Origin of the sequence: Sphingobium indicum BiD32 (assembly GCF_000382885.1) — a bacterium.
In the GTDB taxonomy this organism is placed as follows: Bacteria; Pseudomonadota; Alphaproteobacteria; order Sphingomonadales; family Sphingomonadaceae; genus Sphingobium; species Sphingobium japonicum_C.
The window spans coordinates 1-12,545 of sequence record NZ_CAVK010000063.1 but is presented as its reverse complement, the minus strand read 5'-3'; the positions used below and the strand labels follow the sequence as shown (position 1 = coordinate 12,545).

At 60.2% G+C, this 12,545-nt stretch carries 11 protein-coding genes and 4 pseudogenes; 9 read left to right on the top strand and 6 right to left on the bottom strand.

Annotated features, from left to right (window positions below; all coding sequences use genetic code 11):
* A partial coding sequence (locus EBBID32_RS07030) for an IS4/Tn5 family transposase DNA-binding protein (protein WP_037489408.1) occupies positions 1 to 710 on the bottom strand: 710 nt, incomplete at its 3' end.
* A gap of 214 nt (positions 711 to 924) precedes the next feature.
* On the opposite strand from EBBID32_RS07030, the gene tnpA reads away from it, so the two are divergent.
* The 8 genes and pseudogenes from tnpA (at position 925) to EBBID32_RS06995 (ending at position 8,564) form a co-directional block, all read left to right on the top strand.
* Positions 925 to 1,293 carry an IS66-like element accessory protein TnpA gene (tnpA, locus tag EBBID32_RS07025; RefSeq protein WP_006953095.1) on the top strand — a complete coding sequence of 123 codons (369 nt, stop codon included), beginning with the start codon at positions 925 to 927 and terminating at the stop codon, positions 1,291 to 1,293.
* A complete protein-coding gene (gene tnpB, locus EBBID32_RS07020) occupies positions 1,290 to 1,637 on the top strand; it encodes an IS66 family insertion sequence element accessory protein TnpB (RefSeq protein WP_037489399.1) in 348 nt (115 codons plus the stop codon). Before tnpA ends, tnpB begins: the two co-directional genes overlap by 4 nt.
* Positions 1,638 to 1,699: 62 nt before the next feature.
* Positions 1,700 to 2,011, top strand: a pseudogene (locus tag EBBID32_RS25330) (transposase domain-containing protein); the annotation flags it as partial.
* 18 nt (positions 2,012 to 2,029) lie between these two features.
* A pseudogene (gene tnpC / locus EBBID32_RS07015) lies at positions 2,030 to 3,063 on the top strand (IS66 family transposase); the annotation flags it as partial.
* 90 nt (positions 3,064 to 3,153) lie between these two features.
* Positions 3,154 to 3,258 (top strand): annotated as a pseudogene (locus EBBID32_RS24485) (IS481 family transposase); the annotation flags it as partial.
* A gap of 183 nt (positions 3,259 to 3,441) precedes the next feature.
* Positions 3,442 to 3,884, top strand: a pseudogene (locus EBBID32_RS24820) (transposase); the annotation flags it as partial.
* Between the two features lie 598 nt (positions 3,885 to 4,482).
* Entirely contained in the window at positions 4,483 to 6,828 is a 2,346-nt protein-coding gene (locus tag EBBID32_RS07000) for a TonB-dependent receptor (protein ID WP_231382134.1), read from the top strand.
* A 152-nt stretch (positions 6,829 to 6,980) separates the two neighbouring features.
* Positions 6,981 to 8,564 carry a class I adenylate-forming enzyme family protein gene (locus EBBID32_RS06995; RefSeq protein WP_006953080.1) on the top strand — a complete coding sequence of 528 codons (1,584 nt, stop codon included), beginning with the start codon at positions 6,981 to 6,983 and terminating at the stop codon, positions 8,562 to 8,564.
* 9 nt (positions 8,565 to 8,573) lie between these two features.
* Here the strand turns inward: EBBID32_RS06995 and EBBID32_RS06990 are convergent, their stop codons facing one another.
* The 5 genes from EBBID32_RS06990 to EBBID32_RS06975 form a co-directional block, all read right to left on the bottom strand.
* Positions 8,574 to 9,047, bottom strand: a complete 474-nt coding sequence (locus tag EBBID32_RS06990; protein WP_006953079.1) for a MaoC family dehydratase — start codon at positions 9,045 to 9,047, stop codon at positions 8,574 to 8,576.
* A 3-nt stretch (positions 9,048 to 9,050) separates the two neighbouring features.
* Positions 9,051 to 9,386: a hypothetical protein gene (locus EBBID32_RS06985; RefSeq protein WP_006953078.1), complete on the bottom strand. Its 336-nt coding sequence runs from the start codon at positions 9,384 to 9,386 to the stop codon at positions 9,051 to 9,053.
* Between the two features lie 112 nt (positions 9,387 to 9,498).
* Positions 9,499 to 10,278: an enoyl-CoA hydratase-related protein gene (locus EBBID32_RS06980; protein WP_006953077.1), complete on the bottom strand. Its 780-nt coding sequence runs from the start codon at positions 10,276 to 10,278 to the stop codon at positions 9,499 to 9,501.
* Positions 10,278 to 10,448: a hypothetical protein gene (locus EBBID32_RS24020; protein ID WP_006953075.1), complete on the bottom strand. Its 171-nt coding sequence runs from the start codon at positions 10,446 to 10,448 to the stop codon at positions 10,278 to 10,280. Before EBBID32_RS24020 ends, EBBID32_RS06980 begins: the two co-directional genes overlap by 1 nt.
* 237 nt (positions 10,449 to 10,685) lie before the next feature.
* Positions 10,686 to 11,684, bottom strand: a complete 999-nt coding sequence (locus EBBID32_RS06975; RefSeq protein ID WP_006953073.1) for an NADPH:quinone oxidoreductase family protein — start codon at positions 11,682 to 11,684, stop codon at positions 10,686 to 10,688.
* A 244-nt stretch (positions 11,685 to 11,928) separates the two neighbouring features.
* Between EBBID32_RS06975 and EBBID32_RS06970 the strand changes: the two genes are divergently transcribed.
* Positions 11,929 to 12,545, top strand: a 617-nt coding sequence (locus tag EBBID32_RS06970) for a hypothetical protein (protein ID WP_037489393.1), incomplete at its 3' end; no start/stop codon positions are given.

Below are 12,545 nucleotides of genomic sequence, written 5' to 3'. Positions count from 1 at the left end.
ACGGTGCGGACGACGAAGTGGGTGCCGAGATCCTTGGCGAGGCAGTAGAGTTCGTAAATGTCGCTCTCTCGATCGCCGACATGGACACAGCGATCGGGCTGCCCCAGCAGAGCGACTGACTGGCGGAGATTATCGAGCCAACGAACGCTCTCCTTTGCTTCGATCGGAACCCGAGTGGGGTTGATCTTCCGCTTGAGCTGGGCAGTGCCCTTGAACTTATCGCGGTTCCAGAATTTGACTGCGGCCAGGCCGAGGGGAAGGCCATCCTGGGTGATAACCAGACTGGAATGCATAAGTATTCCGCATACCGCATGATGTCGGAGCCGACCACTCTTGTCGCGACCACTGTTGACGCTTTTGGTGAAGCCGATGTCATGCGGGTTCCGGCGCTGATAGGTGAACTCAGTCGTATCCTGAAGCACCAAGATCGGACCCTCAGATGCAGCATACCGCGCTTTCGTCGCCTTGAGGTGGCCTGCAAGGATGTCCCCTTCCTCGACCTTTGGATTGGAAAAGAACCGATATGCGGCTTTGGTGCTCGCCCAGTCCTGACAGGCCAGAGGGATTGTCCCTCCCATTCTATCGCTCAGGCGGCAAAGCAAATCGCCAAACCGGCGCCCGAGACGGGCATCTCTGAAAGCAGTCTCATCGACCTCGCTGCGCGACCAGTGGTCACCCACAGGTAGCAGTTTCTCGCTCTCGGCCTGCATCGCGCACCTCACGAACACAATCACGGTGCTCGTGAATGAATCACAACTGATTCATCCGATTCAACAATTTTCTCTCGGAGACACGCAAGCGATTCAAATACTTGTGGGTAATCGCAAGCCGGTGGAGGCCGCCTGCCGGGATGTGATGTGAGCGCGTAAGAGACGTCCATAAGGGCGTCGATATGGACGTCCTGAGTGAGAGCGAGGGACGGCGGTGGAGATATTGGGCCGGGAACGGCGTCGCCGGTGGAGCCAAGTTGAAAAGCTCGAGATTGTCGCGGCGGTGGGGGTGAACGGCGAGACGTTGGCGCGCGTTGCGCGGCGCTACGATGTGTCGCGAAGCCAGATTTATAATTGGCGCCATCTTTTCAGGAAGAGAGGGCTGCTGCCTGCGCCGGTTGGGCCGATCTTTTTGCCGGTCGACATCGGTGCGCCCATGCACGCGGAACCCGCGCTCGAGGACCGAATGGTCTCGCCCTTGATTGTCGAGCTGTGTCTGCCGCAGGGAAGGTGCCTTCGTTTCGACAGCGGCATCGAGGCTGCTGCCCTGACCCGGCTTATTCGATCGGTGGAAGCCGCATGATCGGACCGGGAACCGGCGTAAGGGTGTATCTCGCCTGCGGCGTCACTGACATGCGCAAAGGGATTTCGGGTCTCGCCATGCTCGCCCAGACCGTGCTGCGCCAGAAGCCAGCCAGTGGTTCCGTATTCGCCTTTCGGGGACGGCGCGGCGACAGGCTGAAGCTGCTTTACTGGGATGGCCAGGGATTTTGCCTCTATTACAAAATCCTGGAACGAGGCCGCTTTCCCTGGCCCTCTGCGGCCGACGGGACAACGCGACTGACATCGGCCCAACTCGCGATGCTGTGGGAAGGGATCGACTGGGCGCGCCCGAACTGGGGCGCACCACCGGCACGCGCGGGGTGACTTTTCTTCCTTGAAGCGCCTGTTTTTCTGGACCTTTTGGCCGTTTTCGCGTACGAAAGGCCATGCTGAACGCGGCGTCCGATCCTCCCGAAGACCCGGCACTTCTCAAGGCGATGATCGCCCAGTTGCAGGCAGAGAACGCGAAGCTGACGACGACGCTACACGCCCATGACTTGGTCGTTCAGGCACTCCGTTTGCAGATCGCCAGGCTCCGGAAGCAGGTTTTCGGCAAATCCTCCGAGAAGATCGAACGCGAGATCGAGCAACTCGAGCTCGCTCTGGAAGACGTTCTCGTCTCCATCGCGCAACAGGGCCTCGTGACAAGCGACCAGGACGATCCGGAAGCGGAGTCCGTGGCCGTTTCTGCCGATACCGGCTCCAGGCCGCGTCCATCCCGGCGCCCGCGCGTCTCGGCGGGTACGCCGCGCGAACGCCACGGACTTGACCCCGGCAGCACCTGTCCGGATTGCGGGGGCGACCTGCGTCTCGTCGGCGAAGACGTGAGCGAGATCCTCGAGATGATCACGGCAAAGCTCAAGGTCATCGAAGTTGCCCGCCCAAAGAAGTCCTGCCGTTTCTGCGAGAAGATGGTTCAGGCGCCAGCCCCGAGCCGACCGATCCCTGGCAGCATGGCTGGAGGAAGTCTTTTGGCTTACGTGCTGGTCTCGAAGTTCGACCACCATTTGCCGCTGTATCGGCAAAACGAGATCCTGGCGCGCATGGGCGCAGACATCCCACGCAGCACGCTTGCTGATTGGTGTGGCCGCTCGATGCGGATCCTGCAGCCCGTGACCGACCGGATCGAAGCATCGGTCCTGGGCAGCGACATCCTGCACGCCGACGACACACCCGTCCGCGTGCTGGCTCCGGAACGACGCGCCAAAGGTATCGGCAAGGGTGTGATGCAAGGCCGGATCTGGGGTTATGTCCGTGACCAGCGCCCCTGGGCCGGCACCGCGCCGCCCGGGGTCGCCTACCGCTATGCTCCCAACTGGAAAGCGGAGCATGTGTTGGCCCACCTGGGCGATGCAAGCGGCATCCTTCAGGCCGACGCCTACAAAGGCTATGCCAAGCTCTACGAACTTGCCGCAAATGGTGAACCTCGCTTCCGGGAAGCCGCCTGCTTTGCGCATTGGCGACGCGATTTTCATGACATCTCGACGTCGCAAAAATCCGAGATCGCGCACGAGGCGCTCGAGCGTATCGGGCAACTCTACGACATCGAGCGCGAAATCGCGGGCAAGCCTGCCGATATCCGCCGGGCCGTGCGCCAGGAACTGAGCAAACCCAAGCTCGAGGCTTTGCGTACCTGGGCCGCTGGCACGCGTTCAGCCTGTTCCTCGATGATGGGCGCGTCGCCATCGATAACAACGCCGCCGAGCGCGCCGTCAGGCCCATATGCCTGGGCAAGAAGAACTGGTTATTTGTCTGGTTGCGACATATCTTGGGACATGGTAAGCAACGCTATTGCGGATCACGCATGGCGCTTTGCTGCTCTTGTTGATGAGGTTTCGTGATGGTGCAGATACATCCCCAGGCCCGAACCACCCCCGCTGTGCGGGCAGACATTGCCCGCTCCACCGAACCTGCCAGTGTCGTGGCGAAGCGTTATGGCATCAGCGTCTACGTCGGACCGGACGAGTCCATAACCGCGCTGACCGATCACGGCGTCGATGAGCTGACTGACATGCTCAGCCAAGCGCGTCTCACGACCAAGACCTGGCACCAGTTCCTCGATGACTTCGTCGACGATCCCGAACTCGCCGCCCGCTTCAAGACCCAGGCCTCGCGGTAGCAATCGGACGGTCACGTTTATCTGGCAGCGGTGGTCGACTGGTCCACACGCCGCGTTCTCTCGTGGCGGCTGTCGCTCACCATGGACACGGCTTTTTGTCTTGAGGCGGTCGAAGAGGCGCTCGCGCGCTATGCCAAGCCCGATATCTTCAACACCGATCAGGCAGCCAGTTCACCAGCGCCGACTTCACCGGCCTGCTTGCGAAGCACAAGATCGCCATCAGCATGGATGGCAAGGGCGGATGGCGCGACAACGTCTTGGTCGAGCGGCTCTGGCGATCGGTCAAATATGACGAGGTTTATCTGAAGGCCTGTGACACTTTCAGCGTAGCCCGCGCCTCGCTCAGTTCCTATCTGACCTTTTACAACGGAATACGATCTCATTCTGCACATGGCGGACGGACGCCTGACGAGGCTTACTTCGGGTTCATCCCGCTGGCAGCGGCGGCATGAATTTTGCCGCCGTTGTGGCTTTGGCTCTCCGGTCGGGCTACGCTCTCCCTGCGTGCCAAAGCCACAACGGCATTTCTACGACACGCGGCTGGCAGCACACTTATAGAACGTGATCTGCTGTTCGGATAAATCCGGCCACCTCTCTGAAACTGCGCCTCCTAGTCCATAGCGCCGTGGTCGACGCCTATCAGGCAATGCGCTGCGTTGCGATTTTCCGCTGTTACCTTCGTCGTCGAGATCGGCGACGTCCAGCGCTTCATGCGGGCACGCCGCGTGCCGGTCGAGGGGCATGGACCTACCGCTTCTCCGCTCGGGCGAGCCCGTGCACCCAAGGAAGCTCGGATGGGCTGAACATCGATCCGCGAGATCGCGTCTGCCCGTCGGACTAATGGCGAAAGCCACAATTCCACAGGTTGCATCTCGACAAGCATCAGCCACCTCACGCGGGGAGGAACAAATGAAGCCGGCCAACACAGCTTCTGTTAAAGCATGTCTACCTGCACCCGTCCCGTTGGGGGGACCGACATTGACCGAGCGTTCGCCTAGCAGGGGTTTAAGCCCGTTAGTGGTCTGCAGTGGAGAGAAAATGAAACCGAGTATGTACATTTCGCTGCTGTGCGCTACTTCGGCCCTATGCGGCCCTTCTGAGGCCTTCGCGCAAACAGCGAACACAAACCCATCGACCGATCGACAACAAACAGCGCCTGTTGTCGATCTGCCCACTTCCCAGGTGGATGACATCGTCGTAACCGCCCAACGGCGATCACAAAGCGTCTCTGACGTACCAATGTCAATCACCGCTGTCAGCGGCGAACAAATGAAAGACATGGGTATCTCTAACGTCGCCGATCTGGTCAAGTTGACGCCAGGGCTAAGTTATGTCGAAAGCGGTGCCTCCACACCAGTCTTCTCGCTCCGGGGCGTAGGGTTCTTCGATACTTCAATCGGCGCAAGGCCAACAGTTAGTGTCTACGTCGACCAGATCCCGCTGCCGTTTTCAATCATGACAAGTGGCGCCTCGTTCGATCTTCAGCGTGTCGAGGTGCTGAAGGGACCGCAAGGCACGCTCTTTGGGGCGAATTCCACCGGTGGGGCGATCAATTATGTTGCTAACGTCCCGACCGACCGGTTCGCGGCGAGCACGACACTCGGCTACGGCAATTTCGACGCGTTCTCCGGCGAAGGTTTCGTGAGCGGTCCCATCACGGATACGTTGGGCGTACGTTTGGCTGTCAAGGGGGAGAAAACGGGTCCATGGCAACGGAGCTACACCCGTGATGCCGAACTCGGCGACCGGCGCTTTGTCCAGGGCCGCTTTATCACCGACTGGCGGCCCAGCAGTTCCTTTGAGGTAACGCTTTCGCTGAGCGGCTTCCTGGATCGTTCCGATACCCCAGCAGCCCAGCTCATCCAATTTCTGCCCCAGCGGGCTGTGTCGGTCGGTAAGATACCGCTCGTCGCCAACTATCCGCTCGCGCCCGCAGACAACAGTGCGGCGGACTGGAATGATGAGGGCTTCCCGCTGCGTAAGCACAACTCTTTTTATCAGGGTGCGTTGAGGGGTACGTGGAACCTAAACGACCGCCTTAAACTTATTTCGATTACCTCTTATTCCGATATCGACATTCATCAGCGTGTCGATCTCGATGCCACGAGCGTGGCTGCCGTCTTTTCCGACAATACGGGGTCTGCCAGCTCGCTCGCTCAGGAAGTGCGGCTGCAGGGTGATTACAACCGGGCAGCGTTGGTTATCGGGGCAAGCTATTCGAAGGACCGCAGCACCCAGGTGGACGATTATCAGTTGCCCTACTCGACAGGCACGTACAGCATTCCAACCGGTCTCTTTAACCATTTCCTCCTTGATAGTCGCCAGCGTTTCGACACAAAGGCCGTGTTCGCGAATATCGACAACAAGCTGACAGATACGCTTACCCTTACGGCCGGTGCCCGCTATACAAGGGCTGATCTCGATTATTCAGCCTGCAGTCGCGTTGGGAACGACACGACGGCTGCGACACTGACGGCATTCTTCAATATCCTGCGCCGACCCCAGCCCGGGATCGCTCCGCTGGTTGTCGGGCAATGTCTGACGCTAGATGCGACGACCACGCCGGCTCTGGTGAAGGGCAAACTGAACCAGGACAATGTCTCATGGCGTATCGGTTTCGACTGGAAGCCCGCGCCCCGCACATTGCTTTATGGCAACATCAGCCAAGGGTACAAGGCGGGCAGCGGTCCGGTCGTTCCGGCATTAGCCGCTAACCAGCTGACTCCGGTGTCTCAAGAATCTGTCCGCGCCTATGAAGTCGGCTTCCGGACCCCGATTATCGGCCGTGCCCTCGATGCCAGCGGCGCGGTGTTTTATTACGACTACCGAAACAAGCAGCTAAAAAGCCGTACGCAGGTTGAACCCTCGGTGCTCGGTGCTCTGGAGGCCCTCGTCAATGTTCCGCGATCGCGCATCGTGGGTATGGAGCTTGCATTAAACGCGCATCCGATGACGGGGCTAACTCTGACGGTCGCGGGCACGTACATCGCTTCCAAGGTTACTGGCGCGTTCAGCGGCTATACGATCACTGGCCAGCTGGCGAGCTTCAAGGACGAAGCTTTCCCCTACACGCCAAAGTATCAGGTCTCGGGGCAGGGGCGCTACGAGTGGTCGCTATCCGAAACCCTCAACGCCTTCTTCGGCGCCAGTGTAAACTATCGAAGCGGGACGACGTCTGGCTTCGGCAATCTTCCGATCCTGGACATTGCCAGTTACGCTCTGGTCGATCTGCAGAGCGGGGTTGCCACGAAAAACGGAAATTGGAAGGTGCTCGGCTACGTGAGAAACCTGACCAATGAATATTATGCCACCAACGTCGCGCGAATTAACGATACGGTACGCCGTTTTGCCGGCATGCCGCGCACGTACGGGATTCAACTGACGAGAAATTTCTAACCGACGGCTCGCTAGGCGTCGAAATTGTTTCCCCGTCCTAATCCCATTTCGAGCGAGTAGACAGGGCTGAGCTCCTGAAGGAGCGGGCGCCTAGCTCGAAAACGACGAAAGAGGCCCTCGGAGTGACCAGGTTTTCAGGCGAGAGTGTGTGTATGACCCACGACATTACCGTCACCGAGATGTTTGCATCTGCGGTAGCCGGGGGGAAAGACCGTCCCTTTCTGCATTATTTCGGCGCCGTTTTGTCGTATGGCGATGTCGATTGCCAAAGCGCCGCATTCGCGGTCGCTTTGCAGGAAAGAGGTTTTGGCAGGGGTGATCGCTTCTGTGTGCAAACTCAGAGTTTGCCGCAGTTCATCATCGCCATGATAGCGGTCTGGAAGATTGGCGGAGTATTCGTCCCCGTCAATCCGATGTATCGTACGCGCGAACTCGGCCTTGTTCTCGAAGATGCCGAACCCCGCGTCTTCATGGCCGAACCACACCTACTTGCACAGGCGTACGATGCGTTCGGTGACGGACACCGTCCCGCTTGGGTTATCTCGGCCGATAGTGCGGACAATGGGACGCTTGATCCCCGCGTGGCACCCCCCATCGCGGAAGTGCCACGGCAGCCGTTCAGCGACTTCTGCACCATCATTGAGGATTTCAGGGGGCAGGCCCCCGACAATGTCTGGATCGACCCCGACAGTCCAGCCGCGTTGGTGTACACATCCGGAACCACGGGCAAGCCCAAGGGAGCGATCAACACGCAACGCGGCCTTGCGCTGGGTGGCATTCTCGCGTGTTCCGCACAGGGACTCGCTCATCATGGGGTTGTCCTGACGCTGGCACCCCTCTTCCATGTCTCCGGCGTGGTCATGACCGTCACCATGGCAATCCACGCCGCGGCGAGCGTAGTCCTGAGCTACCGCTTCCACCCAGACATTATCGTCGAGGCGATCAATCGTCTGTCGCCCAGCGTGGCCGCCGGATCGATAACGGCCTTCATCGCCATTATGAACGCGTCCAATGCGTCAGCCGAGGTGATCGCCAAGTTGACGACGCCCATGAGCGGCGGCGCACCCGTGCCAGCAGCGGTAGCCGACGATTATGAGCGGCGTTTCGGGGTGGCGTTGCGTACTGGCTACGGTCTTACCGAAACCACAGGCGCGGCCTTCATGGAACCATTGCGAGAACCCCGCCGTGTTGATCGGGCGACCGGAACGCTATCTGTCGGCAGAATCCTGCCGACGTTTACCGCCCGGCTTGTCGATGAGAAGGGTGTCGAGGTCGGGGCAGGGGAGGCGGGAGAAGTGGTCATTTCTGGCCCATGCGTTTCGCCCGGCTATTGGCGCAAACCCGAGGAAACCGCCATGTCGATGAGGCCGGACGGCTTCTACACCGGCGATATCGGCTTCTTCGACGACGATCGCTGGCTTTATCTCATCGATCGCAAGAAGGACGTCATCATCGCAGGTGGCTACAAGATCTGGCCGCGCGAAGTCGAGGACGTCATCTACAGCCACCCCGCCATACGGGAAGCGGCAGTTGTCGGGGCGAAAGACGCGTATCGAGGCGAGACGGTCAAGGCGATCGTCAGCCTCAAGCCGGGTGCAGCCGTAACTATCGAGGCCCTCGGCACATTCTGCCGCGAGCGACTTGCGGCGTACAAGGTTCCGCGCGAGATCGTCATCATCGCGGAATTGCCGAAGAACCTCTCGGGCAAGATCCTGCGGCGGGAACTTCGCGACTGAGCAGCCGCTTCAGGTCGCGGCCACGGCCTCGAAGATCAGCGCGATGGTGTCGACCACGAGGGCGGGCCGATCGCTGTCTTCGATTTCGATGGTCGAATGGAAGAAGACCCGAAACCCGTGATTGGGGAGGGGATTGACCTTAACGATCTTCTGCAGCAACCGAATCCGTGATCCAGCCGGCGTGGAGGACACGAATCTGAGGCGGTCGCTGCCGTAGTTGAGAGCGTGATCGACCTTCTCGATGCGATAGAGTTGATCCTGCAGTGGCGGTAGCAGCGACAGCATCAGGAAGCCGTGCGCGATCGTCACACCGCCCGGAGCTTCGATCGCGGCGCGCACCGGTTCAACGTGGATCCATTGGCGGTCGCCGGTCAGATCCGCAAATCGGTCGATCATGTCCTGGGAAACGACCATCCAGTCCGAAGGACCCAATTCCTGATCGATCAGATCGACAAGATAAGAAGGCGAGGGGAAGACGCGCATGGCTCAACGGTCTTTTCTGGCAAGATAGACCGCGGCTATTCCGCCGAGGACGGCGAACGGCGCCAGAGCTGGAAGCAGGGTGCCCGCGACAAGGCCTAGCTGAAACAGACCGTCGGCGAAGAGAGGGCCGCCGATTGCGCCGAGACGCCCCACGGCGGTCGCCCAGCCAACGCCCGTGCCCCGAACGGATGTCGGATAGATGTCGGTCCCCAGTCCGTAGAGCAGAATCGTGTCGCTGAGAATGAACAGGCCGGCCGAGCCCGACACGATGGCCACCCCGACGAAGGTGACCCGACCACCCGCATGTCGGGGCCGGGACAGAGCTTGCTGCACGTTCATCGGCTTCCTCTCACTCATTGACCGCCCAGGCGACCGTTGGGACCACTCTGCTCGCCAGGTGCGGAAGGGGGATGTCCCCTGCGGAGGGACGACCAGGCCGAGCGCTCCAGCTTCACCGGCCCGCAAACATCGCTGGCCGCTTCTCGACGAACGCGCGGACGCCCTCTGAGAAATCCGAAGTCGCCGCTGCCGCACGCTGGGCCTCGACTTCGAGAGCGAGCACCTCCTCGAGGCTGGACTCCACCGCTGCCCACGCCAGCTTTCGAAGCCGGCCGATCGCGAAGGTAGCGCCGGCCCTCAACTCGGCCGCTAGGATGTCAACGGCGCCTTCCAGGGCGTCGTCGGCCACGACCCGCGTCACCAGACCCCATTCCAACGCCTTCAATGCGGGAAGCTTCTCGGCGAGAAGCATCAGCTCCATGGCGCGGACGCGGCCTGCAGCGCGCGAAAGGATGAAGGCGGAGCCGCCATCCGGAACCAAACCGATTCGACGGAAGGATTGCTGGAAATAAGCAGTTTCGCTCACGATGATGATGTCACCGAGCAAAGCGAGCGAGGCTCCGACACCCACAGTCGCGCCCCGGACAGCGGTGATCAGCGGGATTTGAAGGTCTCGGATGGTCCTGACGAGAGGGTTGTAGTGCCGCTCGAGCATCATGCCGCCATCGGCCGCGGCCTCGGGATCGTTCATCACGTCCGCTAGGTTGGCGCCGGCGCAGAAGGCCTTGCCGGAGCCCGTGAGGACCACGACACGGGCTTCCATTTCGGCCCGCTTCAACTGCAAGCGCAACTCGTCGGCCAAAGCGGGCGTCATGGCGTTCAGCCTGGCCGGATCGTTCAGGACGATCCGGAAAACGCCATCGGAGAGAGATGTGTCGATCGAGCCAGTCATTAAAGGGTCCTTCGGCAAGCGGGGATCAGGCGGCGAGCATGGCATGCTCGCTCCAGCGTTTCGTCAAACGCGACCGGCGTCGCAAACCATTCGCCATAGGCGGCCGCGAGTTCGCAGGCCCAGGCGACGAAAGCATCGACGCCGTAGGACTGCACGAACTGGTAGGCCATTGACTCGTTTCCTCCGCAAAGTGCGATGACTTCCGATGTCTGATCGCGGCCTTCGCGTATGTCCCTGTGAACGGTACAGTATAGGGCGATTTGACGAATGCGATCACACCCTATGCCCGCGCGGCACCCGCCACTCGGAACCAAAGCGATGTTGCGCCGGGGCCGCTCGGAGCCGCAGCCCTCATCAGGCGCGGATCCGTGTCGCCGGCACTAGCCGACTGTGCCGTCGTCGCACGATCATTGAGTTATTGCATCGATCCGCGGATCGAGGATGATCTTGCCGATGGCTTTGCGATCCGCCAGCCAACGGATCGCGCGAGCCGCGTGTTCAAGAGCGAATCTCGCCCCAATCGTCGGCTTCAACCGGCCCTCCCTGTAGAAATCCAGAAGTTCGCCAACGTTCTGCCGATGCGCGTCCGGTTCCTTCACCATGAAGATTCCGGCGATTGCGCCGACAATCGATGCACTCTTTAGCAAAGGCAGGTTGAACGGCAGGCTAGGAATCGAGCCTGCGGCAAAGCCGATCACGACATATCGACCATTGTAGGCGATAGAGCGAAACGCCGGTTCGGCCATGTCTCCGCCGACTGGATCGTAGACAACATCCGGGCCACGACCATCGGTGGCTTCAGCGATCTGGGCGCGAAGACGCGCCGGATTGTCATACTGGATCAGCGCCTCGGCGCCGCGATCGGCGCAGGCCAAAAGCTTTTCGGCGCTGGAAGCTGCGGCGACGACACGGGCACCCATGGCGCGTCCCAGTTCAACGGCCGCAAGGCCTACTCCGCCGCCGGCACCGAGCACAAGCAGAGTTTCGCCCGACTTCAGCGCACCACGTTGCTTGAGCGCATGATAGGCGGTGGCATAGGCGAGTAGAAAACCCGCTGCATCGTCCGCAGGCATATCTGCGTCGATCCGGAAAACGTTAGATGCTTCGACGACGACCTGTTCCGCGAAAGCGCCGAAGGGAGTCGAGAACATCACCCGGTCGCCCGGATCCAGTCCGACCACACCCACGCCAATGGCAAGGATTTCGCCGCATCCCTCGCAACCGGGGGTGAAGGGCAGGGCAGGCCGGAGCTGATAACGGCCCTCAACAATGAGGGCATCCGGGAAATTGGCAGCAGCAGCCTCCAGCGAGACGAGAACCTCTCCAGGACCCGGTGACGGGTTCTCGATTTCCTTCCACATCAGCGTTTCGACAGGAGCAAAGGCATTGCAAACGATCGATTTCATCCAACCCTCCACCAACATTAAAGGACATGTGTACACGTCGCGTAATCGGCTGGCGTTCCCCTCGGAGAGGGACTTGCGCCGCTTCACTGGCGAGGAGGCCCCAAAAACCTCTTTACTAACCGAGCGCTTGGTGTTTATTGATGCATCTCCAGATGCACCTGTCGCGAGAACAGGGGCTGGAAGGGCCGGTAGGGTCGGATAGCCCGCGTCATAAGCCTGGGATCAAATTCGCGGAGAGGAACGCATGCAGATTCTGGAAACAGAGAGTATATCGATCGCCGGTTCGAGCGAACGGCCGAACATCGGCGCGTCGATCGCGAATATTGGGTGCCCCGGCTTTAGCGCCGCGTTCCTGAACTATTTGCGGTCAATCTGCGATGCAGATCATTTCGCGCTTTATTATATCGACGATGCCGAAATGCGCGATGTAGCAGCCGGTGGGGTTCGTCTAGACGGCGTGGCTGAAACACAAGCCAAAACGTACGCGAACGGAGGATTTTGGCGTTACGATCCAGGCCTCGACTCGCTTTGGGAGCGAGAAGCGGATGGCCGTCCGGTCATTGTTCACATGGACATCGATGAAATCTGTCACGACGAACTGCGTGAAAGAATCTATCGCCCTTTCTGCGTGCGAGAACGCGTGGTGTTGAGTGCACGACGTGCCGGATCGGCAGTTTCGATCAGCCTGATCCGAACGCAAAAAAGCGGTCCATTCAGCGCTGATGGCTTGATGAGGCTCAACAATGTGGTGGAGGCCGTCATGTCTATGGCGATCAGGCATACGGATATGATACGGTGTTCGGCACAAACTCGGTTGGGTCTCACGTCGCTCCCCGTGATAGAGGCTCGCCTCTCGAGTGC

Coding starts and splice junctions, on each gene's coding strand:
- tnpB (WP_037489399.1), top strand. CDS start 1,290: ATGATCGGACCGGGAACCGGCGTAAGGGTGTATCTCGCCTGCGGCGTC.
- EBBID32_RS06980 (WP_006953077.1), bottom strand. CDS start 10,278: ATGACTGGCTCGATCGACACATCTCTCTCCGATGGCGTTTTCCGGATC.
- EBBID32_RS06985 (WP_006953078.1), bottom strand. CDS start 9,386: ATGAACGTGCAGCAAGCTCTGTCCCGGCCCCGACATGCGGGTGGTCGG.
- EBBID32_RS24020 (WP_006953075.1), bottom strand. CDS start 10,448: ATGGCCTACCAGTTCGTGCAGTCCTACGGCGTCGATGCTTTCGTCGCC.
- EBBID32_RS06975 (WP_006953073.1), bottom strand. CDS start 11,684: ATGAAATCGATCGTTTGCAATGCCTTTGCTCCTGTCGAAACGCTGATG.
- EBBID32_RS06990 (WP_006953079.1), bottom strand. CDS start 9,047: ATGCGCGTCTTCCCCTCGCCTTCTTATCTTGTCGATCTGATCGATCAG.
- EBBID32_RS07000 (WP_231382134.1), top strand. CDS start 4,483: ATGTACATTTCGCTGCTGTGCGCTACTTCGGCCCTATGCGGCCCTTCT.
- EBBID32_RS06995 (WP_006953080.1), top strand. CDS start 6,981: ATGACCCACGACATTACCGTCACCGAGATGTTTGCATCTGCGGTAGCC.